At 35.7% G+C, this 22,743-nt stretch carries 22 protein-coding genes; 5 read left to right on the top strand and 17 right to left on the bottom strand.

The window, feature by feature from the left end; translation table 11 throughout:
- Positions 1–2 precede the first annotated feature (2 nt).
- Complete coding sequence (locus RFX69_RS05880; RefSeq protein ID WP_000344220.1) at positions 3–476, bottom strand: Lrp/AsnC family transcriptional regulator; 474 nt, start codon at positions 474–476, stop codon at positions 3–5.
- 186 nt (positions 477–662) lie between these two features.
- Here RFX69_RS05880 and RFX69_RS05875 point away from each other — a divergent pair, with 186 nt between their 5' ends.
- The gene (locus tag RFX69_RS05875) at positions 663–1,835 is read left to right on the top strand and encodes a benzoate/H(+) symporter BenE family transporter (protein ID WP_289332752.1); all 1,173 of its coding nucleotides are present in this window, start codon (positions 663–665) and stop codon (positions 1,833–1,835) included.
- Positions 1,836–1,908: 73 nt separating this feature from the next.
- On the opposite strand, the gene RFX69_RS05870 is transcribed toward RFX69_RS05875, so the two are convergent.
- The 6 genes from RFX69_RS05870 to RFX69_RS05845 form a co-directional block, all read right to left on the bottom strand.
- Positions 1,909–2,628 carry an MgtC/SapB family protein gene (locus RFX69_RS05870; protein ID WP_000775740.1) on the bottom strand — a complete coding sequence of 240 codons (720 nt, stop codon included), beginning with the start codon at positions 2,626–2,628 and terminating at the stop codon, positions 1,909–1,911.
- Between the two features lie 15 nt (positions 2,629–2,643).
- Positions 2,644–5,400: a magnesium-translocating P-type ATPase gene (mgtA, locus tag RFX69_RS05865; protein WP_289332751.1), complete on the bottom strand. Its 2,757-nt coding sequence runs from the start codon at positions 5,398–5,400 to the stop codon at positions 2,644–2,646.
- 100 nt (positions 5,401–5,500) lie between these two features.
- Entirely contained in the window at positions 5,501–5,662 is a 162-nt protein-coding gene (locus RFX69_RS05860; protein ID WP_272383161.1) for a hypothetical protein, read from the bottom strand.
- 301 nt (positions 5,663–5,963) lie between these two features.
- Positions 5,964–6,407 carry an RDD family protein gene (locus tag RFX69_RS05855; RefSeq protein WP_000221476.1) on the bottom strand — a complete coding sequence of 148 codons (444 nt, stop codon included), beginning with the start codon at positions 6,405–6,407 and terminating at the stop codon, positions 5,964–5,966.
- A gap of 272 nt (positions 6,408–6,679) precedes the next feature.
- Positions 6,680–6,853, bottom strand: coding sequence for a hypothetical protein (locus tag RFX69_RS05850; protein WP_001139332.1), 174 nt, complete (start codon positions 6,851–6,853; stop codon positions 6,680–6,682).
- A gap of 178 nt (positions 6,854–7,031) precedes the next feature.
- Entirely contained in the window at positions 7,032–7,259 is a 228-nt protein-coding gene (locus tag RFX69_RS05845) for a hypothetical protein (RefSeq protein ID WP_000774578.1), read from the bottom strand.
- Positions 7,260–7,547: 288 nt separating this feature from the next.
- On the opposite strand from RFX69_RS05845, the gene RFX69_RS05840 reads away from it, so the two are divergent.
- Both RFX69_RS05840 and RFX69_RS05835 read left to right on the top strand, forming a co-directional pair.
- Positions 7,548–7,991, top strand: a complete 444-nt coding sequence (locus RFX69_RS05840; protein ID WP_001109442.1) for a universal stress protein — start codon at positions 7,548–7,550, stop codon at positions 7,989–7,991.
- A gap of 259 nt (positions 7,992–8,250) precedes the next feature.
- A complete protein-coding gene (locus RFX69_RS05835) occupies positions 8,251–9,834 on the top strand; it encodes an ATP-binding cassette domain-containing protein (protein WP_289332750.1) in 1,584 nt (527 codons plus the stop codon).
- Positions 9,835–9,907: 73 nt separating this feature from the next.
- On the opposite strand, the gene RFX69_RS05830 is transcribed toward RFX69_RS05835, so the two are convergent.
- The 4 genes from RFX69_RS05830 to RFX69_RS05815 form a co-directional block, all read right to left on the bottom strand.
- Complete coding sequence (locus tag RFX69_RS05830; protein ID WP_289332749.1) at positions 9,908–10,333, bottom strand: DNA breaking-rejoining protein; 426 nt, start codon at positions 10,331–10,333, stop codon at positions 9,908–9,910.
- A 421-nt stretch (positions 10,334–10,754) separates the two neighbouring features.
- A complete protein-coding gene (locus RFX69_RS05825) occupies positions 10,755–10,886 on the bottom strand; it encodes a hypothetical protein (protein ID WP_000161254.1) in 132 nt (43 codons plus the stop codon).
- A 179-nt stretch (positions 10,887–11,065) separates the two neighbouring features.
- A complete protein-coding gene (locus tag RFX69_RS05820) occupies positions 11,066–12,178 on the bottom strand; it encodes an OmpW family outer membrane protein (RefSeq protein WP_309168868.1) in 1,113 nt (370 codons plus the stop codon).
- Between the two features lie 305 nt (positions 12,179–12,483).
- Entirely contained in the window at positions 12,484–14,640 is a 2,157-nt protein-coding gene (locus tag RFX69_RS05815) for a TonB-dependent siderophore receptor (protein ID WP_272333677.1), read from the bottom strand.
- Positions 14,641–14,832: 192 nt separating this feature from the next.
- Between RFX69_RS05815 and RFX69_RS05810 the strand changes: the two genes are divergently transcribed.
- Positions 14,833–15,339, top strand: a complete 507-nt coding sequence (locus RFX69_RS05810) for a GNAT family N-acetyltransferase (RefSeq protein WP_001019946.1) — start codon at positions 14,833–14,835, stop codon at positions 15,337–15,339.
- A 32-nt stretch (positions 15,340–15,371) separates the two neighbouring features.
- Here RFX69_RS05810 and RFX69_RS05805 read toward each other — a convergent pair whose 3' ends face one another.
- The 5 genes from RFX69_RS05805 to RFX69_RS05785 form a co-directional block, all read right to left on the bottom strand.
- A complete protein-coding gene (locus RFX69_RS05805; RefSeq protein WP_000825555.1) occupies positions 15,372–15,755 on the bottom strand; it encodes a hypothetical protein in 384 nt (127 codons plus the stop codon).
- A gap of 174 nt (positions 15,756–15,929) precedes the next feature.
- Positions 15,930–16,211, bottom strand: a complete 282-nt coding sequence (locus RFX69_RS05800; protein WP_000650375.1) for a hypothetical protein — start codon at positions 16,209–16,211, stop codon at positions 15,930–15,932.
- Between the two features lie 188 nt (positions 16,212–16,399).
- Positions 16,400–16,870: a hypothetical protein gene (locus tag RFX69_RS05795; RefSeq protein WP_001123841.1), complete on the bottom strand. Its 471-nt coding sequence runs from the start codon at positions 16,868–16,870 to the stop codon at positions 16,400–16,402.
- A 411-nt stretch (positions 16,871–17,281) separates the two neighbouring features.
- Positions 17,282–17,533 (bottom strand): hypothetical protein, encoded by a 252-nt coding sequence (locus tag RFX69_RS05790; RefSeq protein WP_000179474.1) that lies wholly within the window; start codon positions 17,531–17,533, stop codon positions 17,282–17,284.
- Positions 17,534–17,831: 298 nt separating this feature from the next.
- Positions 17,832–19,067: a mechanosensitive ion channel family protein gene (locus RFX69_RS05785; RefSeq protein ID WP_000345327.1), complete on the bottom strand. Its 1,236-nt coding sequence runs from the start codon at positions 19,065–19,067 to the stop codon at positions 17,832–17,834.
- 451 nt (positions 19,068–19,518) lie between these two features.
- Between RFX69_RS05785 and RFX69_RS05780 the strand changes: the two genes are divergently transcribed.
- Positions 19,519–21,756: a TonB-dependent receptor gene (locus tag RFX69_RS05780; RefSeq protein WP_289332748.1), complete on the top strand. Its 2,238-nt coding sequence runs from the start codon at positions 19,519–19,521 to the stop codon at positions 21,754–21,756.
- A 62-nt stretch (positions 21,757–21,818) separates the two neighbouring features.
- On the opposite strand, the gene RFX69_RS05775 is transcribed toward RFX69_RS05780, so the two are convergent.
- Entirely contained in the window at positions 21,819–22,373 is a 555-nt protein-coding gene (locus RFX69_RS05775) for a TetR/AcrR family transcriptional regulator (RefSeq protein ID WP_289332747.1), read from the bottom strand.
- Positions 22,374–22,743 lie beyond the last annotated feature (370 nt).

Genomic DNA, 22,743 nt, shown 5'->3' with positions numbered 1-22,743 from the left:
TGTTAAAATGCCAGCATGCCATCTGTTTTAACTTCATTGAGCACAAAAAATGTCCTCACCTGTCTTACCCCAGGTAAGGCAATAATTTTTTCACTATGAAAACGGTTAAAAGCAGCCAAATCTTTAACACGAATTTTTAGAAAGTAATCGACTTCTCCGGCAACCAAGTAACATTCTAGAACATTCTCCAAATCACCTGCTGCTTGTTCAAACGCCTGAAAGCTATCAGGTGTCGAGCGATCCAGCACTACTCCGACCAAAACAATAGTCTCACGTTGCACCATACCCGGATTAATTCGAGCACGCACATCCAAGATGGCCCCAATCTTAAAAAGACGCTGAGTATGGTTCCAACATGACGAAGTACTAATGCCAACAAGTTTTGCCAGTTCAGCATTACTTAAACGTCCATTCTCTTGTAAACAGCGCATAATTTTTAATTCAAGAGGTGATAAATTTTCAGCCTGCTCATCCATAAAACAATATCCCAAATTCACCGTTTGTTATGAAATAAATAATATCATTAATAGCTATTTAAAAAATATTCTTTCATTTTAAAGTCAAAAATAGAAAGCACCTTCTTAAAAAAAATTGTTAGATTTACCTAGCTGAAAACATAGGCAGAAACATATTAATTTTTCAGGGACTTAGAACATTTAGCTATGCAAAAGATTCTTCAAGATTTCTCAATACCAGCCGTATTTGCTGGTTTTATTACCTTTCTTATTGGTATTAGTGTTTCAGCTATTTTAGTGATTCAGGCTGCTCAAGCTTTAGGTGCGTCATCTGAACAAATCACCTCATGGTTTTGGGCTTTAGGCTTAGGTATTGGTTTATCAGGACTCATCCTTTCTTGGAAATTTAAATATCCCGTAGCAACAGCTTGGTCAACTGCGGGCCTCGCTTTAATTATGGCAACAGGTAGTGGCTATAGTTTAAATGAAGCAATTGGCGCTTTTTTAGTAGGTGGTTTACTTACTGCGATTTTAGGCTTTTCAGGTATATTCCAAAAAGCGCTTTCCTATATACCACAAAGCTTAACCAGTGCCATGCTTGCCGGAGTTTTGCTTAAGTTTGGGATTTCGCTTTTCGCGAGCTTGCAAAATGATTGGATATTTGTTTTATCTTTACTCGCTATTTATGTCATTACAAAAAGATTATGGCCGCGTTACAGCATTGTATTTACCGCCTTGGCAGGTATTGCCCTCTGCCCTGTTTTTTTAGACTTTCATATGCCTACTCTTGAGTGGTCCTTGGCTAAACCCGTTTGGATTAGTCCTGAATTTAGCTGGTCAGCACTTTTAGGCTTAGCATTACCACTTTTTGTGATTAGCATGGCGTCGCAATATCTACCCGGTATAGCCATGATCAAGAGTTATGGCTATAAACCGCACGTTAATCAACTGATTGGTTGGACTGGTTTAACTCAAGTTGTGCTTGCACCTTTTGGATGTTACAGCGTTAATATTGCTGCGATAAGTGCTGCCGTAAGCTTAGACGACCAAGTTCATCCTGACCCAAGCAAACGTTATATTGCTGGTATAAGCTGTGGCTTTTTTTATATCTTGATGGGGCTATTTGCTGCAACCCTCACAAGCTTGCTGATGTCTTTTCCTCATATTTTTATTGTAGCGTTAGCAGGCATTGCCTTACTTGGTACGATTAGTCACAACATTGCGCTTGCGTTTGGTCCAGTTGAAGACCGCGAAGCGGCATTATTTACCTTTTTATGTAGTGCGTCGGGTATCCAATTTTTCGGTGTTGGTTCAGCTTTCTGGGGACTGGTTGTCGGTATTGTTGTATTTATAGTCCTTAAATTTAAAGCTAAAAAATAAGGCTTAAACGAAAGAGTTTGCGCTTCATCATTTAGAGAAATTCATAAAAAATTAAACGCAAACTCTCGTTAAATTAGTTAATTGTGTTTTTATCCCAAAACGCTTGCCGTATTTGCGGCATTGCATTTAAGTGATTAATGATGTGTTGTGCTTCTTCTGCTTCGATTGAGGTTGCAATTAGCGTTACTTCTATCTCAACCTCTTTTTCTCCAAAAGGTGTGACATCAATATCTTTAGCAGGATAATTATGATGCTTTAGGGTTAGGTTTAATTCATCCATAACGACCTTGCTCTGACTTCGGTCACATATAATGTAAATTACATGTAAAACTTCTGTGTCATCGTCTAACGGACGACGGTCAATGATATGGACAATCGGCCTTAATAGCGTATTGGCAGATAAAATAAAGGCTGTCGCCAATATTGCTTCAATAATTAAATCAGCACCCGCGGCAGCACCTACTGCCGCAGAACACCATAAAGTCGCTGCGGTATTTAAACCGTGGATGTTGCCTTCTTGGCGCATAATGACACCCGCACCCAAAAAACCAATACCCGAAACAACATAGGCAATTACCCGAACAGCTCCATCTGCTCCAGTAAGATTAATTGCAATATCTACAAAAATTGCTGCACCTACCGCAACTAGAACATTTGTTCGAAGACCAGCTGTACGTTGCCTATACTGACGTTCGAACCCAATTAACGCCCCTAAAATAAAAGCAGCCGAGAGACTAATTAAAGTATCAATAATATTTGATAAGTCTGTATGTTGTAAAAATTGCAATTTCATTTTGCACCTATTGTTTTATTGCCAGCCATAACGGCGGATATAAATTTTCTTTACCCATTGAGTAACACACATATAAGCACCTAAAATTACAGGTAAATATAAAAAATAACTTAAAGGTAAAGCTTGTAGTTTTAAATAACTTGCTAAAGGACCCATTGGTAAGAAAATCCCGATACACATAATCACCGCTGTCATTATTAATAATGGAGTCGCGGCACGACTCTGAATAAATGGAATTTGAGCTGTACGGATCATATGGACAATTAATGTCTGGGTAAGTAAACCCACCACAAACCAGCCTGATTGGAATAGCGTCTGATGTTCAGGAGTATTTGCTGAAAATACAAACCACATTAACCCAAAAGTAATCATGTCAAAAATGGAGCTAATCGGTCCGAACACCACCATAAAACGGCCAACTTCTTCAGGTTGCCAACGCTGTGGTTTTGCAATTAACTCTTCATCCACATTGTCAAAAGGAATCACAATTTGTGAAACATCATAAAGTAAGTTTTGAATGAGTAAGTGAATAGGCAACATGGGTAAAAATGGAATAAAAGCACTCGCAATAAGTACCGAAAAAACGTTACCAAAATTTGAACTCGCCGTCATTTTGATATACTTCAGCATATTGGCAAAAGTTCTACGTCCTTCAATCACACCTTTTTCAAGAACCATCAGGCTTTTTTCAAGCAAGATTAAATCTGCAGACTCTTTAGCGATATCTACTGCAGTATCTACTGAAATACCAATATCGGCAGCACGTATAGCAGCGGCATCGTTAATACCCTCTCCTAAGAAACCAACCACGTGACCATTTACTTTTAACTGCTCAACAATACGTTCTTTGTGAACCGGACTTAATTTCGCAAAAATGTGGTATTGCTCTACTGCTCTTTTGAGTTGTTGATCAGTTAAGGTTTCAATTACACCGCCCAATAAAACTTGATCATAATTCAGGCCAATTTCTCGGCACACTTTTTGGGTGACAAATTCATTATCCCCAGTCAGCACTTTTACCGTTACACCATGGGCATGTAAACTCTGTACAGCTTCTTTGGCAGACTCTTTAGGTGGATCAAGAAAAGTAATATAACCTATTAAAATCAGATCATTTTCGTCAACAACTGAATAATTTTCCTGATGATTTTTAAACTCACGATACGCTACTGCCACCACTCTTAAACCATCTCGGTTATAGCGTTGAGTTAATGCCTCAATTGCTACTTCACATTGCTTTGTTAAAGGCTCTACTTTGCCATTTACCTCGACATAACGGCAAACCTTTAACATTTCCTCAACTGCGCCTTTGGTAATCATACGGGCTTTTTGTTGAGGCGTTTGTACCACGACTGACATACGGCGGCGATCAAAATCAAAAGGAACTTCATCTAACTTCTTGTAACGTAACTTCTGTATTTTGATCTGATCATCAACAGCTTCTAAAACAGCCACATCAAGCAAATTTTTTAGGCCTGTTTGATAATAACTATTTAAAAATGCCTGCATGAGTACAAAGTCTGATTTCCCGCCTTGAACATCAATATGTTGGGATAAAAAGATTTTGTCTTGAGTCAGAGTTCCAGTTTTATCGGTACATAGAACATCCATGGCACCAAAGTTCTGTATCGCATCTAGACGTTTAACAATCACTTTCTTTTTAGATAAGAAAACCGCTCCCTTTGCCAAAGTTGAAGTCACAATCATCGGTAGCATTTCTGGAGTAAGACCGACAGCTACAGATAATGCGAATAAAAATGCTTCGGCCCAATCGCCTTTGGTGAAGCCATTAATGAAAAGTACAACAGGTGCCATCACCAACATAAAGCGAATGAGCAACCAACTTACTTTGTTGACACCCATTTGAAATGCAGTCGTGCTCCGATCAGTAGCCGTAACTCGATGAGCCAATGCACCGAAATATGTTTGAATACCCGTACTTAAAACCACTGCCTGAGCTGAACCAGAAACAATATTGGTCCCCATGAATACAATATTATCTAGCTCTAAAGCGCTGGTTTCTTCAAGATTTTTCTGCAACGGAAATTTCTCGACAGGCATTGATTCACCAGTCATTGCAGCTTGAGAGACAAACAAATCTTTAGCAGACAAAATTCTACAATCCGCAGGAATCATGTCACCCGCAGATAATAAAATCACATCACCCGGCACTAAATACTGAATTGGTATTTCAAATTGGTGAGTGGTTTGGTTTTTAGTATCAATGCCATAACGCTTATGCATAAGTTCTAAATCTTCTGCACTGACTTGATGGCGCAATACAGTAGCAGTATTACTCACCATTGCCTTTAAGGCATCCGCAGCTTGATTTGACTTTGCTTCTTGCCAGTAACGAAGTAGTGTTGAAAGAATTACCATCACACTAATAATGGTTGAACCTGTTAGATCATCGGTAAAAAAAGCAATCAATGCCAACAGGCTAAGTAAAATATTGAACGGATTACGGTAGCAATACCAAAGGTGTTGCCACCAAGTTAATGGCTTTTCATGAGTAACTTCATTAAGACCCACCGTCATTTGTTGGGTATGCGCTTGCTCTTCTGTAAGCCCCGTCAAATGAGTATCGAATTGTTTTAATAGATCATTCGTTTGAGCTCTTGATGCATTAAGCAAACGCTTAGATAAATTTTTGCTAATTTCTTGAGCATAACTAGATTGATGTAGCTCTTTAAAAGATCGATTACGACCGAAAAAACGCATCAAATGAAATCTTTGTAAAAATGATGTGAAGAGTCGTTGCCAGAATTTCATCACGAAATCCTCCATTTTTTAGGCGTACAAAGCTCTCGACCTTATTGAAAATAAAGTCTTTTAAATTTTTTAATTTAGAAAGGAATAGGAGATCGTAGACTTACGATGAAGAAGAGAAAATTAGCCCAAAGCCAGACCAACGTTGACGGAATGTCACATAACTGAACATGGTCCGAATGCTTTGAATCGTATGAGACGAATTGTTTACCAAGATTAAAATCTGGTAGATATAACGGTCGTGTATGGAAGCGTATAAAAACATTGGCTTCTCCCCATTTCTAGCGAGAAACTAAACAGATAAATGCTGAAGTGAATGATTACAAATCAAGTAATTTGTATAGGTTTAATCTAATTTTTAACAAAGCTATCTCATTGCAAGATAGCCTCTCCTAAAGGTTACCTTGCTCAGTATTGGCTTTGGTTTAATTGATAATTAAACTCGAACCTCGAACAACTACCCATTTAGGATCTCCGTTAAATAAACTCGCGGCAAGTATAGGTTTTACTCTACAAGGCACAAGATTTTTTTTGTAATTTTTTATTAATTCATCAGTGACTATAACTCACAGTTCTCTAACCACCACTGTTTTCGCCATCTTGTCATGCCATCCTTGTTTTTTAGCATCAAATGCGACCCAAATAAGGCCGATACAAAACACTAAAATAGATGGAATATATCCGATATAGCGAATGAGAGATTGTACGAAAGTTAACTTATTACCTGTCTTTTCATCGAGAACTTTTAAACGCATTAGACGTTTTCCTGGTGTCCCTGCAAAGTAGATCCAACACAAAACAGTATATAAAAATGGAAATGCATAATTTACGATCATATCAAACCAATAGTTTTGCGGTTTACTACTCATACCTGTAGCAAATATCAGATCGTAATCTCCATGATAAAAGATCCATGCGGCTGGAATAATTGCTAAAAAAAGAATAAGAGTATCAATGATCATTGCGCCAAATCTTAACCAAAACCCTGCATATTCATATTTATAGGTCATGTGTTCACCTCGCTTTTGTTATTTTTTACCTAATGCCACAGTAACTAATTTATTGGTCTTTCATCGTAATTGAAATCTTTTTATTTTTAAATACTTAATGTATTTTTTAATTTCCGGTTTTATTTAGAATTGTAATAAGATTTTTGAAAAATAAAAGCCATATCAATTTAAGTTAAAATAATATATATCATATTAAAATATTTAAATTACACCTCATTTGTATGAGGTGAAAACTAATTATATTTATTAATTTAATCATTTATAACCAATGGTTATTTCCAGAATAAAACATCAATTTTAAATTCTTTTTTTAGCAAAAAAGCTGCACAAATAAGCCCAATACCGATGATGATTAAAAACATGCTTAAACTTAATAATCCTCCCACAGCAGAGCAAAAGCCTAAAATAGCTAAAATATAAAATAAAATTACACTAATACTTGGCATTCAATTTATTCCACTACTTAAAAATAAAAGCAATTTATTCTATCGAGTCTGTAAAGGAATGCTGTTTTCAAATGTTGATTACACCCCATATTTGTATCAACTTAAAAACAATATGTTAATAATTCCTACTAAATGTAAACAATAAAAATATAAATGTGATAAATATCACATTTATATTTTATTTAACTTCAAAATAATGTTTTTCAGTAATAAGTTTTATTTTTAGATTTTTATATAATCGATCTTTTGAGTTTTCTAACGAAGGAACAACTTTTTCTGCAAACTTATCATCTGCCATGAGTCTTGCATAAGTTTTATATCCAATCACTAGCTTTTCTGGCTCTTTACCAGTTTGGCGAAATTCCTCGATAAGTTTACTGACTTTCTTTGCTGTTAAATCGGCCATATCTTACTACTTCCCCCTTACATATGATTTGGTTATACGATTTCTGTGTGACAAAAATATGAAAGGTAATTTATTGTAAAGTTCTTCTAAAAAATTAAATTTGGCATAGTCTCAACTCCCTCTTTATCGCCCCTCACTAAAAACATTAAAAATCAAATATATAATTAAATACCATTTAATTTAACTACAAGTGAATTGAATTGATTTCTACCTTTAAACAAATGTGTTAATCTTTAAGTAAGAAAAGCTTCATACATATAACAACTTGTAAATAAGAGGAATAACATTATGAATTACCGACATATTATTGTACCTGTAGATGGTTCTGAGATTTCTTTGGCAGCAGCACGACAAGCCGCCCATATCGCTAAAGCTTTTGGTAGTAAACTTACAGCAATTAGTCTAGTTGCAGTGGACCCGTTTAGTGGTGTTGATTTCTATTACATCTCTCCTGTTGTAAAAGATTATTTTGTTGAAGCGCGTGCTAATGCAGAAAAAACACTTGCGAAAGTAAAAGCCCTTTGCGCTGAAGAAGGTGTTGATATTGAAACACAAATTATTCAAGGTGAAATCTCATCTGATGGCATTCTTAAAGCTGTAGAAGAGTTGGGTTCAGACCTGATTGTTATTGGTTCACATGGTCGTAAAGGTTTCCAAAAACTTATTTTGGGTAGTTTTGCGCAAGATGTTCTAAACAGCACTAAAATCCAAGTTTTGGTGGTAAAAGAATAATTGCTGAGTCGACTAAAAGCCTAATCCATTGATTAGGCTTTTTATCATAAAAAATGCATAAGTTTTACACAGCTTAAAAACCGTTATACACTATTGTTCTCTTTCCCTCTATTTTGTGAGTCACGCCAATGAAGTAAGTCTTTTTTCTCATCAATTTTCTCTTTTTTGATGTGCAAAATAGACTATTCTTTAGTGACTTAGCGTCTTTATTTAAAGCTTTACACTCCTATTTTGTACATCCTGTATTTATGAGGTTCTTATGACTCAGCAGGCATGTGTAATATCACAACTCACTTTGGAGTTTCCTTCAAAAGTGATGTTTAAAGACTTGAATTTCTCACTTGAGCATCATCAAGTATCAGCCTTAATTGGCCGCAATGGTCAAGGTAAGTCTTTACTTATGCAATTGCTTCACAAGATTTCACCCACTACAGAAATGCATATAAGTGGTCAAATAAACTGGCAAACAAACCATGCATATTTATCTCAGCTCACTCGTCTCCAATCAGTCACAATTGCAGAAGCTTTAGAGGTCAACCATCTTTACAACGCTTTTCAAAGAGTGGAACAAGGTGAAGCTGGATACGATGATTATGATTTGTTAGAAGGACATTGGGATCTTCCTAATATTTGGGAAGCTTTACTACGGTCTGCTCAGCTACCAACCGATTTAGACCTTCCTGTTAAGCAGTTAAGCGAAGGCCAAAAAACCAAGTTAGCCTTATCCGCATTATTTTTAAAAACTGATCATTACCTATTACTTGATGAGCCAAGCAACCATCTCGATCAAGAAGCTAGACAGTGGCTAATTGCTCAGTTAAAGAAACATCCAGCAGGCGCTCTGATTATTAGTCATGATCTGACTTTGTTAAATGAAGTCGACCATATTTATCACTTAAATGAGCATGGCCTACAGCACACTACAGGAAATTATGAAAAATTTTATGAGCAATATCAGTCCCAAATCGAGGCTTTAGAACAGTCAGTACATCAGCATCAACGTGAAGTTAAGCACATGAAGCAAAAGCAGCATGAAGTTTTAATGAAAGCCCAAAAACGTGAGCGTGCTGGCAACAAACTTCGTGACTCAAACTCGCAAGCTAAAATTTTGCTCGATTTTAAAAAAGAACAGGCTGGGCAAAGCCTAGGAGCAATTCATTCTCAACATCAGCGTCAAATCGATCAAAGCCAGCAAGACTTGAAGAGTAAAAAAGTACTTCTAGAAACTGTTAAGCCCCAACAATTTATATTCCCCTCTTTTCAAAAAAGATCAGGAGAAATTCTTAGAATTGATAACTTAAAACTCAACTATGGGACACAACAACCAATTCATCTCGCCTTAAAAGCTTGTCAAAAGATTCATTTGGTTGGCCGAAATGGTATTGGGAAATCAACTTTGCTGAAACAGATTGATCAATCTGCTGTAACTGCTACAGATGAAATTAAACTGTTTGTAAATTGCTTTTATCTCGACCAGAACTTCAGCTTTTTATTAGACCATCTCTCTGCTGTTGAAAACTTAAGAAATATTAACCCAAATATTTCTGAGTTAGAGTGGAGAAATTTATTAGGTCAGCTTCGGATTCGTGGTGATAAATGCACATATCCCTTAGCTCAACTCAGTGGTGGTGAGAAGTTAAAAGTTGCTTTACTAGGTTTGAGCCATGCTCAGCCTATGCCTGAATTTTTACTACTTGATGAACCAGAAAACCACTTAGATATCGAGTCAAGAGAGTTATTTGCAAATGCTATTTCTAGTTATGAAGGTGCTGTGCTATTAGTTTCACATGATTTAAGTTTTGTTGAAAAATGCGGGATTGTTGATTCAATTTATTTAAATTAACACTACGCTATTTTTATGCCTATATAAAAGCTCTAACTATTAGAGCTTTTATATAAATCTTTTAATTATCATTTTATTTTTTATTATCTAATATTTGTAGATCTAGATTAAAAGAAACTGCTCTATTTCTTTGTGCGCTTTTTTTCATTTGATAAACTTGAACAATATAATCACCATCAACAGGTAGCGTTACTTCACCTGAAAAACCTACAGTCGAACCCACGAATAATGGCTTATCTTTACCAGGCTTTTGACCTGGAGCGAAAATATTAATATAAGCTAAATTACCATAACTATTAATATTAAATTTTAAAATCTGTCTACTTTTTGCAAAAACTCGATATCTTACATCATCATAACCTTGAAACTTTCCGGTTAATGTAGTTTGAGAAGAACCTTTTAAAAAGCTTACTTTAGTCTCAACATTTTTAGCAACTACAGATAATGGTATAGATGAAATCAAACTAGATAATAATAAAATTTTAATGATTTTTTTCATTTTTAGCCCTCAAAATTATTTTTAAATTATTATAAGAAAGATAATTTTTATTAAATTTAACTTTATGTATAGATTTGATGAGTAGCGTTTGGATTTGTAAGTTATTTCTTCGCTATTCAAAAGTGAGTGTCATTAAACTTAACTTATCAGCTCTTGAAATTTTACAGCCGAAATTTATGGTAATGGCCATAATGAGTCATTTTATCAAAGTGGCTTTAAGTACATGTCCTATAAAAACCGTATGCAATTCAATGCAAGCTATGGAAACCAACTGGCACATATAAAAGAAGATTCATATTTTTCTGTAGTGCTGTCTTATTAACACAGGATTAGTTTGATCCCTAACAATAGCTAGGAATAGCAAGACGCAGCAAAGTTATTTTAAAGCCCATCTAACGATAGGCTTTAAAATTTATAAAAATTAGGAGTCTTTATCCATTGAGTGTGGAGTCGTGGTTTTATCTTGCTGTTTAGTATCATTCTCACCTTGGCAAGCCGCCACAGAAAGCGAAACGATTGCTGCTAAACCTAGGGTAGCGATAATTTTAGTCATATCTCACCTCATACAGTTTTAATTGATTAGCTTATAAATACTGGCTATCAATATTACGATCAGCATAGATTTATAGACTTTTTTGTAGTGTTCACAAAGAAATGTAAAATGAAAAAGTATCCCAAAGATTTTAGTTTATTGAATTCATCTTCAGGATACTGCTTCAAATGATTAAAAAATTAAAATCTGTAGCCCACCCCTAAATATGTAATGATCGGATCAATATCAACTTTAGTTGACCCATGAATTAAGCGAGCGCCCGTATTTTGGTTAATGACATCAATTTGTGTTCGATTATTTAGTTTTGCATAAGATACTGAGGCAACCGTATACCAAGAATCATTAAAATCATAAGTAAAACCGGCAGTAAATATAGGCGCAATCGCATCATCTGCATCTACTTTAACCACCATATTTCCACTAGACTCTTTACGATCCAAGGCAGCCCCAGCCTTACCATCTAATACATTTTGAATCATATGACCTGCAGAGATCAGGTCAGAACGAATTTTGTCATTTAGTTTAATATCATTAAAATGAGCATACATTAAACCCACACCTAAATAAGGTCTAAACTTGTTCACCCCACTCTTCCCAAATTGATATTGTGCTTCAATTGCAGGGGTCCAAGCACGAACACTAGCTGCTTTAGGTTTATTGCCTAAATTGGTAATCGGGACTGCTTGACCTAAGGTAATGCCGTTCGGAAAAAGAATTTTAACTAATTCATGTGGTGACAACGCGACACCGCTTAATGGTGCCAAGATTTCACCTTGACCTTTAATATCGACTTTAGGGGGAATGCCTCCAATAAATTGTAAAGACACATTGTCATTGAGGTAATAGTTAAACATAAGCCCTAATGTGTCTGTGTCATCTACTTCAAGGCCGGCATCATTTTGATGCCACTGCTCTAACCCTTGAATCGTTGCCTCACCTGCTACCTCAGGTTTTATATTGCCTTCTTCATCAAGTAAGAGCCCTTTTAAAAAGTCATCATTTAAAGCGAGTTCAAGAAACTCTTTTTGATTAAAAGGTTCACCGCCTACATCTACCTCTGTAGCATTAGGATCAACGGAGTTTAAGAAACTGGTCGGCGAAATGCTTCCAACTTTAGCAACTGTTCCATTTTTAACACTTGTATTGATATTAAATGGATTAGCTTTACCTTGAGGCATTACATGTAACCAACCTGCCGAGACAGAAAACCGTTTTACTCCCTCTGCATAACTCATATTTGCAAATATCAATAATGAGCTGGCTATTACTATTTTCGATAATTTTATTTTCATTTTTATTCCATCCTAGAAATGCATATTGCTAACTCTGCAATATGTTCTTGGAATATAGCCAAGTTATATTTTTTATCAATTAGTATAATTTTTAAGCAAATAAATTTAAGTTAATTCCATCACATTTCCATATATAAATTCATGACTTAGTTATCTTAATTAGCAGACGAACGGTAAAGTTTTAGTTAAAAATAATTTTATCAAATGGTAAAAAAATAGAGGTGAAAACCAGTGCTATTTTGATACTTAGCTCTTTTTAGAATTATAAAAAAAGCACCCGTAGGTGCTCTTAAAAAATAACTTCATTAAAACTTATATTGTAGTGTTAGCGCCGCATTTCGAGGGGCACCTAAAGTAATTTGGCCATACGCCGGGAAAACACCGTAATATTTTTTATCAAATACGTTGTTAATATTAAGCTGAGCCGAAAAATCTTTTGTAATTTGATAACGAGCCATAAGGTTTACAAGTGCATAATCTCCTTGCTCAACTTTCTCAATAACTTCTTTGGGATTTTCGGCATTAATATAGGTACTGCTTTGCCAATTTACCCCGCCACCCACGGTTATGTTTTCTAATTTGCCCGGTAATTTATAGGTGGTAAATGTCTGAATCATCTTGCGAGGAAGTTGGGTATTAACATCGGCATCATTTGCATCTTTGGCAGAGAACTGGCTATAACCTGCTGTAATATTCCAGTCTGGTGTGATTTGTCCACTTACTTCAACTTCAAAACCTTCACTCGTCGCACCTTTTGCTGCCCGATAATAGGTTTCTTTTACCCCGTTACGAGTAACTTGTCCTGCTTCCTGAGCTAAATTGTCTTGCTTAATATGATAAAGCGCTAAAGTACCATTCAAACGCCCATCAAACCATGCAGATTTTAAGCCTACTTCAGTACTGTTTCCTTCAACCGGGTCTAAATAGTTTCCATCAAAGTCTTTATTGTCTTGAGGCTGAAAAATACTGGTATAACTTGCATATGCAGTATAGACATCATTGAAATCATAGATAATACCTGCATAAGGAACAAATTCGTGGTCATATTTTATGGATGAACTACGACCATATATATTCTTTTCATAATTTGTAAAACGCCCACCTAAAATAAATTTTAGAGGCTCAATCGGATTTAAATAAGTCGCAGCGAATAGTGCATTTTGTTCAATATTATATTTTTCATTGAGTGTAGGTGCATTCCACACTGGCTCAGGCATGCTGCCGTTCCATTCAAAGAAATTGCCAATTTCCATTTTTGTATCAGTTGAACGAGCATACGCTGTAAAGTCCTGATTGGAATATTGATAACCCAAAACAACCTTTTGCTCTAAGCCCCACAAATCAAAACTACCATTGAGCTGCAAAGAAGCATTATCTTGCTCTACCTCAAGGTCATACGCTGATGCATAAGGAGATAGCCCTAGACCAGTATTTTTATCTACACTACCTGAAACATATAAAAGCTTAGAATTAGCATCACGCTTACCATGAGAATAAGACAGTTTAGCTGACCAGTTGTCATTAAATTTATGAGTTAAATCTGCAAATAGGTTGGTATATTTAACATTCCAGCGTGTCCAGTCAGCACTTGTAGTGGTATTTTTAGACCAGTTCGTTTTTGTGCCATCACTAAACCAGACAGGTAAACCTCCCCACATTGGTCCACGCGGATCATCTTCCTGATAAGTTACCCCACCCGATAAAAGGGTATTTTCAGATAAATCTGCTTCAGCACTTAACAATAAAGATAGCTTTTCTTTAGACAACAAGTCGGTATAGCTGTCGCCTTGTTCATATTGGGCCACTGCTCGTCCACGTACTGTTCCTGATTGATTAAGGGAGTTGGCAATATCGCCCATAACACGGTAATTATCCCAACTCCCTGCACTCACTTCTACATTAGCTGTTGGCTCTGTACTCGTAGCACGCTTACGAACCATATTAATTGCAGCAGATGGATTTCCAGCACCAAATGTAAGACCTGTTGCCCCTCGAACTACATCAATATGATCATATAAGGCCATACTTGAGAAAATTTCACCTGAAGACCAAGGTAAGCTATATGTGGTGGGAATACCATCAATAATATAGTTATCTACTACAAAACCACGTGAATAGATTCCACCTCGGTTGGTTTCATAACGGTTGACACTTACCCCTGTAACATTTTCGGCGACCTCAACCAAAGTTGACAATTGCTGGTCTTGTAAACGCTGTTGAGTAATGACGGAAACAGATTGTGGAACCTCACGAACGGATAAACCCAGTGGTACCGCTGTTTCTGTTTTCCCTGCTATATAACTTTTTTCATTTTCTTGGCCACTTCCAGCTTTTACTTTAATGGTAGGAAGAGTTCCATATTCCGAAGTCTGCTGATCAGTCTCTGCATGCGCTGAAATTGTGCTCATTGCTATTGCAAGTGCTAATGCATTAATTTGAAAGTGTTTCGTAGTCCTTTGCATAATCTTTAAGTAGCTTTAAAAAATTACATGAATAATACAAAGAATAATTATCATTTGATACTGATTATCAATATTATTTTCATTTATTTTATTTATGAATTATACAAGTTTTTATGATTGAAATTTATTCCTAACTAAGCCGATTGATGCTAAAAATAAAAGAGTAGCTGAGAAAAACGGATCAAACTTAAGATGAATATTTTTATTCGCGATGAGCGAGAAGAAGATATTAAAGAAATTGAAGAATTGACTAAAGCGGCATTTCTAAATGCTGAACATACGAGCCATACTGAACACTTTATTGTTAATAATTTAAGAAAGCACAAACAACTTACAGTGTCTTTAGTTGCGGTTGAAGATAATACTATTGTTGGGCATGTGGCAATTTCACCAGTGCAAATTTCATCAGGTGAAAAGAATTGGTATGGCTTAGGACCTATTTCTGTCGCGCCGAATAAGCAAGGACAAGGCATTGGATCATTGCTTATGAATAGCTCTTTAGAAAAATTAAAAAAATTAGGCGCAAAAGGTTGTGTTTTATTAGGTGATCCAAAGTATTACAGTCGCTTTGGTTTTAAGGCATACCCTGACCTAAAACTAGCTGGAGTGCCCCCTGAATACTTCCAAGCCTTAAGTTTTCAAAATTATGTTCCTAAAGGTGATGTAAGCTACCATGAAGCATTTAATGCCCAAGAATAGTTTAGAATTTTCTTTATTAAAAATAGATTTTATTAATTATAAGAAATACAAAAGTCTAATTTATCAATCGGTTGCTTAAAACAGGTCCATGAATCTTTTTCCGGTTTTTCAATAATTTTTTTAGATTTTAAATCACGATAATAAATAGTCGCATCTTTTAAATTGGACAAATTACTTCCTACAGAAACACATGAATCGTTATTTGAACAAATATTTGATTCTTTAATAAAAACTTTTGTATTAGCAAAAGTTAATCTTTCAAAGTTAGATGTCGAGTTATTTGTAGAAGAAAGTAAGCAAGGCTCAGTAATATTTCTACCATTCACCACAAAACAACTTTTACTGACTTCGAATGGCACTTGAGCAAAGGAGCTTGTAGCATAAGCTAATAGAAATAATATAATAAGGCGCTTCATGTTCTTTCTCTCTATATAATCAACATCTAGTCTAAAACTGCCTATAAATATTTAGACTATATTTTCAGTTAGCTATTTATAATACCTGTATTAAGATAAGTTAAATATTTACTATTCGATAAATTTTACAAAATATTAAAGCATTAGCTTATAGGCTACCTAACAATCGCAAAGTTATTCATTAAGCACTTTCCAATCGGTTCCAATTTGCGCCAAAGCTGGTAGCTCATCGCTATTAAAAACATTGTAATTAGCATCTACAGCGAATCGATAGAGTGGTATTGAATCTGCCTCTGTTTTCTTAAAAAAACTAAAATCTTCAGTGATATGTATTAAGTCTTCTGCCCTATTATCTATTCCCAATTTGTTTCCACTAGCACCTGACGGTATATGTATATAACTTTCACAAGTTAATTCGACTATATTTCCATCTAGATCTTGATATGAACATTTCATGTTTAAACCCTTCCATAATTTTTATAGATGTGTAGAAAAACTTAACATGCTATACAGATAAGTTATGGAATTTTTTATGATGTAATTGTTTAAGTATGTATATGGCAAAAGAAAACCGCCCCAGAAGGCGGTTGCTGAAATTTTCCAGCGATTATAAAAGTGCGGTGGACACACACTTTTATATGGTTTTAAACCAGATTTATTTTTTTATTATTTTTCTGATATTCTTCAGAATTAAAATAATTCACAATCATCTTTGCATTTTCTTCCGATACTGCTTTTTTATTTTCAACTACCGTCTGAGCTTCTTTTTTTGCGTTAAAGTCGGCTGGCACAATACTTGAAAGTGGTGGTAATTTTGGCTGCCCGCCAACAGTGATTCTTTCAATAAAGCTCGCTAGCCACATAATATATTCGCCCTTATTCTTATATTTAGGCATTAAACTCATGTCGAGTTTAATCGTGCATTCACTTAAGGGTTTACTTAGGCATTCTTCAAAATCGATAAAATTGTATTTGAGTTTACAGGGAGTTCCCTTTATCTCTTTACGAATAATACTGACCAAGTTATTTAGTTGTTCGATCAAGTTATCTGAAAACAATTTATCTTCTTCTAGTTTTTTATAAACCTTCTCGGCAATTATTAGAAATTTTGGCATATTTCCTTCCCTCTTATATTGACCATCGCGATTGATCAGACTTTTAGGGAAGTATGATGAATATATTATTGCAATATGTAAGTGTTGAAATACCAAATGTAATCTATAAGAGTGTTCTGAAACTGACTTCCATAACGAACCACAGCAATGAATAAAAATGTAAAATCCATCACATTTTCAATCCAAAAAATTTTTATAGTTGGTAATAATTTTCTAAAAAAATTATGCTCATCAATAATATTATTTGACCGGTATTTTTTGTTTTTTTGAGTAAAAAATAGAATATAGAAATATTTGAATTATTTTTATTTTACTGCCTTGCTGAATAACCAAGTTGCCTAGTCGAGGGGCTAGAACGTTAACCGTGTCTTCAGCAAGGTCTTTTATGATTATGTTTTAGTTTGTTGCTGCTCACGCACCGCTTAAAGCTGCTTCAAACATTTCAATAATTGCTTTGGCTCCTTCTGCCTTTTGCCTTGCGTCCTGATCGTCAAAGATAACCGTTTCGTCATTTAGTTCACTCACATATCGCCGGGCTTCGTCTAGAGCTCTCCTTATTTTTTGTACTTTATGTTTGTTTACGTCTTTGGCAATGGTTGGCGCATATCCTCCACGTTTAGCGTTTTTAAGTTGTCTAGCTCTGTTCTCAATTGCTGTAGCCATTCAAACACTCCAACTCACCTAACAAATCTTAGTAAAGCAACTTTATTGTTTGTTATTTTTAAACATTTAGTATTTTCTTTGTTCAAAGTGTCAAATTTGTTACTTAAGCCTTACTCCTGCAAGTTTTAAATTGAGTTTGCTTAAAATCTTTTAAGCTACAACTTGCGTGTAGCTTTTAAAATCAACTTATACAGCTATTTAATAATAATTTTCTAAGAATAGTTATAAATTAATGTATAAAATTATTAAAAAGATGCTATCTATTTGAAAATAAAATAGATAGCACGCTAACAGTTGTTTATTCTATTGTTAGTTTTTGAAAATCATGACCTGAAGGTGCCTGATACACTCTTAAGCCAAACTCAGGCAAAATCGCAATCAGATGATCAAAAATATCGGACTGAATTGCTTCATAAGAAACCCATGCGGTGGTATTGGTAAATGCATAGATTTCTAATGGTAGACCTTCACTCGTTGGTTGTAGTTGGCGAACGATAAGCGTTTGATTTTGAGCAATCCCCTTATGCTGGCGCAAATAGAATTCAACATATGCTCTAAATGTTCCAATATTGGTTAAGCGTCTTTTGTTATAACGTGACTGACTACCTAAATGCTTATTAAATTCGTCAATCTCAGATTGCTTGGCATTGAGGTATTGATCTAGCAATAAAAAATCTTTGAGTTTTTGTTGCTCTTCTTCGGTCATGAAGTGCACGCTAGTTTGATCGATATAAAGAGAACGCTTCATACGGCGACAGCCCGCATTACTCATACCACGCCAGTTTTTAAAAGTGTCTGTCACTAGTTTATTGGTTGGAATCGTGGTGTATGTTTTATCAAAGTTTTGAACGGTCACCGTGTGCAATGAAATATCAATGACATCACCATCAGCATTGAGCGATGGCATTTCAATCCAGTCCCCAATACGTACCATGTCATAAGAGGCAATTTGTACACTCGCGACCAATGACAAAATCGTATTTTGGAAAACTAACATTAATACGGCTGCCATTGCACCGAAGCCAGCCAACAACGTAAATACATCCTTTTTCAGGAATGTACCCAAAATCATTAATCCGCAAACAACAAAAATAATGAGTTTAACGAGTTGCAAGTAACCTTTAATCGGCTTGTTTCTAGATTTTGGATTACGCTGATAGATTAAATTAAATATATTTAATAATTCACTAATGGTGAGCGCAATCGTGAGAAAAATAAATGCCTGTGCGCCCATCTGTACCAAAGCAACCGCTTTTTCCGACAAATGCGGAACGGTAGTAATACCGTTCATAATGACAATGGCCGGCACAATATTGGCAAATCGCTTAATGACACTATGCTGGGCAAAAACCGACTGGTTGAGTGACTTAATTTTAGTCACTAAATGACGTATTCCCCGAACAATAATTCGTTTAGCAATGAAATTTGCTAATGCAGCAAAAAGGATCAAAAGTGTGAGCGAAACTAGCATTTCTAGCCAAGGATAGTTGCTTAACTCAGCTTGAAGATCACGATAAAAATTAAAAAAATCCAAAACCTACACCTTAAAACTTTATTTTCAATAATTTTAAAGTGTTCATGTGTGATAGATTAAGGCTTGTTTACATATGTCGTCATAAATACAACAAGGAAGTAATATTCAATCGTAAAATTAGATAAAAGCTGATCACTACTATTCGACTAGACAATAAATAGATTAACAAGTATGGAATAGGTGGAAAAATATTTATCTCAAGTCACTGCTTCTCTTTGTACTTATATAAAAAAAGATTTTGACTCCTTAAGAATGCTACAGATGAACAAGTTTTAAGACTTTTAAAATGTATTAAATTAATCAAAACTCTTAACTCTCTTAGAAGATCTTTTGTTATTTATGTTTATTTAAGAGCCACAAATACTTCTATTATATAGATTAATAATATTATTAATTAAAATCATTCTCATTTATAATTCGACGAATTTACAATCACTCTCAGGGCGAGAAAATGGGAAATAAGATAAAAAGTAATAAACTTTTTACTAGGAAGTCTGAAGCAAAAAATATCATTCCACTTCTATCACTTGGTGGAGCCATCTTTCTCTCAAACTCGGCCTTTGCAGCCTCGCCTTCTGAGACAACAGATGCTGAAAAAAAGCCTGAAGCACTCCCTACAATTACAATCACCGCTTCACGTGCAGATGAACTTTCTACATCTGCCAAACAAGTGACCAAGCTAGATGAAAAACAAATTGAACTTTTAAGAAATGGTTCATCTGGAAATATTGCAACTGTTTTAGCTAAAGCCGTACCGGGCCTGTCTGACTCAAGCCGAACCATTACCGATTATGGTCAAACTTTACGGGGCCGTAATGCCCTCATCTTGGTCGATGGCGTTCCAATGAACCTGACACGCGACACATCAAGAGGTCTTTCAGCTATCGACCCTGAAAGTATTGCTAACATTGAAGTCATTCGCGGTAGTAACGCAATTTATGGCGGTGGCGCTTCTGGCGGTATTATTTCAATTACCACAAAAGCGGCTGGTGGAAAACCTACCGCCAAAACAGTCGTTGGGCTACAGACACCTTTAACAAATTTCCGTTCTAATGCTTTAAGTGGCGATATTCATCAATATTTCACAGGCAGCTTTAACGCTTTTGACTATGCACTCGACTTTGGTTACCAACGTATTGGTAGCCCATACGATGCAAGTGGCGACCGTGTTGCACCTGAACCAAGTCAAGGAGATTTATATGATTCTGACGGCTATAGCATCGGCGGTAAGCTTGGTTACCATATTGATGACAACCAATATGTTCAGTTTGCTGCAAACTACTATAATGCCGAGCAAGATTCAGATTATGCATCTGACCCAAGTGTGAAGAATGCCCCTGCCGGAACCGTACCAGCCAAAGCCATTAAAGGCTTAAAGCTCAAAGACCAAAATAAAAACGAAAACCAGATCTACAATTTAACCTATAACCATAAAGACTTTTTTGGCAATAAGGTTGATGCTCAAATTTATTACCGCGACTTCTTTACCCGTTTTTCACCATTTGATGCACGTAAAAATCCGAATCGGGGTGGAAACGTAGACCAGATCTATCAAGAAAATAACATACTCGGTAGCCGTTTAACTGTTACCACACCGCTTGAGTTTTTAGGTGACACCTCACTGGTTTGGGGTGGTGACTTTAGCCGTGAAAAAAGCGAAATGCCTTTAGATATTTTTGATCAAAAAATTTATGACCAATCTGGTGGCTTAGAGTTTGTAAAAATTGGCAAACTTATTTATTTACCTGAACTCACCACACAAAGTGTGGGTGGCTTTGTACAGTTAAAACACCGTTTTAATGACCAATGGTCAGCAGAAGCTGGTACGCGTTATGAAGACAGCTATGCCCAAATTGATAGCTTTGTCCCATTATCACAATTAGGTAAGCCTAACCCTTACACCGTTGAGGGCGGAAAAGTGAAAGCTGATGCATGGTTGTACAATGCTAATGTGACTTTCTCTCCAAATGACCAACACTCGATTTATGCATCATTCAACCAAGGTTTCCAGTTGCCTGATGTTGGTTTGATTATTCGTAATGCTGGTGAAGGTTTTAACCTTGGTTCATCATTCTTAGAACCCGTAAAAGTAGATAACTACGAGTTGGGCTGGAAAGGAAACTTCAATAACTTCTCTTCAAGTTTAGCGGTCTTCCACTCTACTTCTGACCTAGGTGCGGTGCAATCTTTCAACAATGGTTTAGTACTCGCTAGAACCAAAGAAAAAGTTACTGGTGTTGAAGCAACATTTGATTATCTTGACGATGCCAATGTTTGGGGAACTGGTGGTAGCGTTACGTGGATGAAAGGCCGTGAAAAGCCGCAAAACGGTGCTGAACAAGACATGACAGGCTTCCGTATTCCACCGTTAAAACTCACAGGTTATATTTCTTATAGCCCAACAGAAACTTGGACAAACCGTTTACAAGCTACTTACTTCGGTTCAGAAGATTACCGCCTAAACGGCAAGAATAGTTTTGGTCGCTACGATGTAAAATCTTATACAACAGCAGATTTAATCAGTAGCTTTGCACTTAATAAAAAAGACACCATGACGATTGGTTTAGAGAATATGTTTAACCGCAAGTACTATCCTCTATATAGCCAATTATTAAGAACAAGCGATAATACCAGTCACTTAGTTGCAAATGGTGTAACGTTAAAAGTGACTTATAGCCATAAGTGGTAATTGAGATTTTAGTTAGTAACTAACATTATAAAAGCCCCATTATCGGGGCTTTTATTTTTAATCTAGGACAGTATTATTAAAAAATAATCTAATAATTTATCTCGTTCATCTATTCTATCTTTACTCAAAAGCTGGACCATTGCCCCATCAATCACAAACAAAAACATATAGGCGTCTTCGAGTGTAGCTGTGGCTTTAATGGTTAAAAGTAATTGATGTATTTGGGTCACCAACCAGTTTCTATAATCAACAACCACTTTATAGGCAGTGGGATAAAACTTTTCAATTTCAAAAATGGCCTGTAAAGGTAAACGGTACAGCCCGTCTAGATTGGCATGCAGAAAAAAGATTTTCTTGAGCTTATCAAATACCATAAGTTCACGGTATGAATAAATAATAGAAAATACTTCTTCTTTTAACCCGTCCTTTTGAAAGGTTAAGCACATTTCAATGAGTCTTTCTTTAGAGTGGAAATAGTTGTAAAAGGTGGCTTTGGTAATTTTGGACTCAGCAATAATTCGGTCAACACCAACCTTGTGAAATCCGTATTGTTTAAATAAATCTCTTGCTGTGTGAAGCACTCTAAGTGCTCTAAATGAAGCTTCTAAATTTGGCATAGTTATACCGCTTAAAATAGTTTTTTGTTATATATAAAAGAGATAGAAATGCCGTCACTCTTAAATTGAGCGCTAAAAACAGACATGCAAAAGCCGTACAATAAAGATGTGCTCGCCTATCTCGGGTTTATTGTTGCTATGATTTTTGAGTTGTAACGATTTTTAAGACGCAAAAACCTAAAGTCGATTCAACCGCTTTATAGACTGTTTAAGTGGTATAGACAGAAAGACTTTGGCAAAAACCAATAAATGAGAAGAATTAGTACGCATAGCGAACTCCTTTGGCTATAAAGAAGTTTCACCACATTACTGCTAAATAATGGTGGCGAAACGAAAGAGGGTTAGCAGTCTGGAGCCAAAGAATCCAGCA

The sequence above is a fragment of the Acinetobacter sp. 148 genome, from assembly GCF_031196675.1.
In the GTDB taxonomy this organism is placed as follows: Bacteria; Pseudomonadota; Gammaproteobacteria; order Pseudomonadales; family Moraxellaceae; genus Acinetobacter; species Acinetobacter baumannii.
This window is presented reverse-complemented; position numbering and strand designations above follow the sequence as displayed.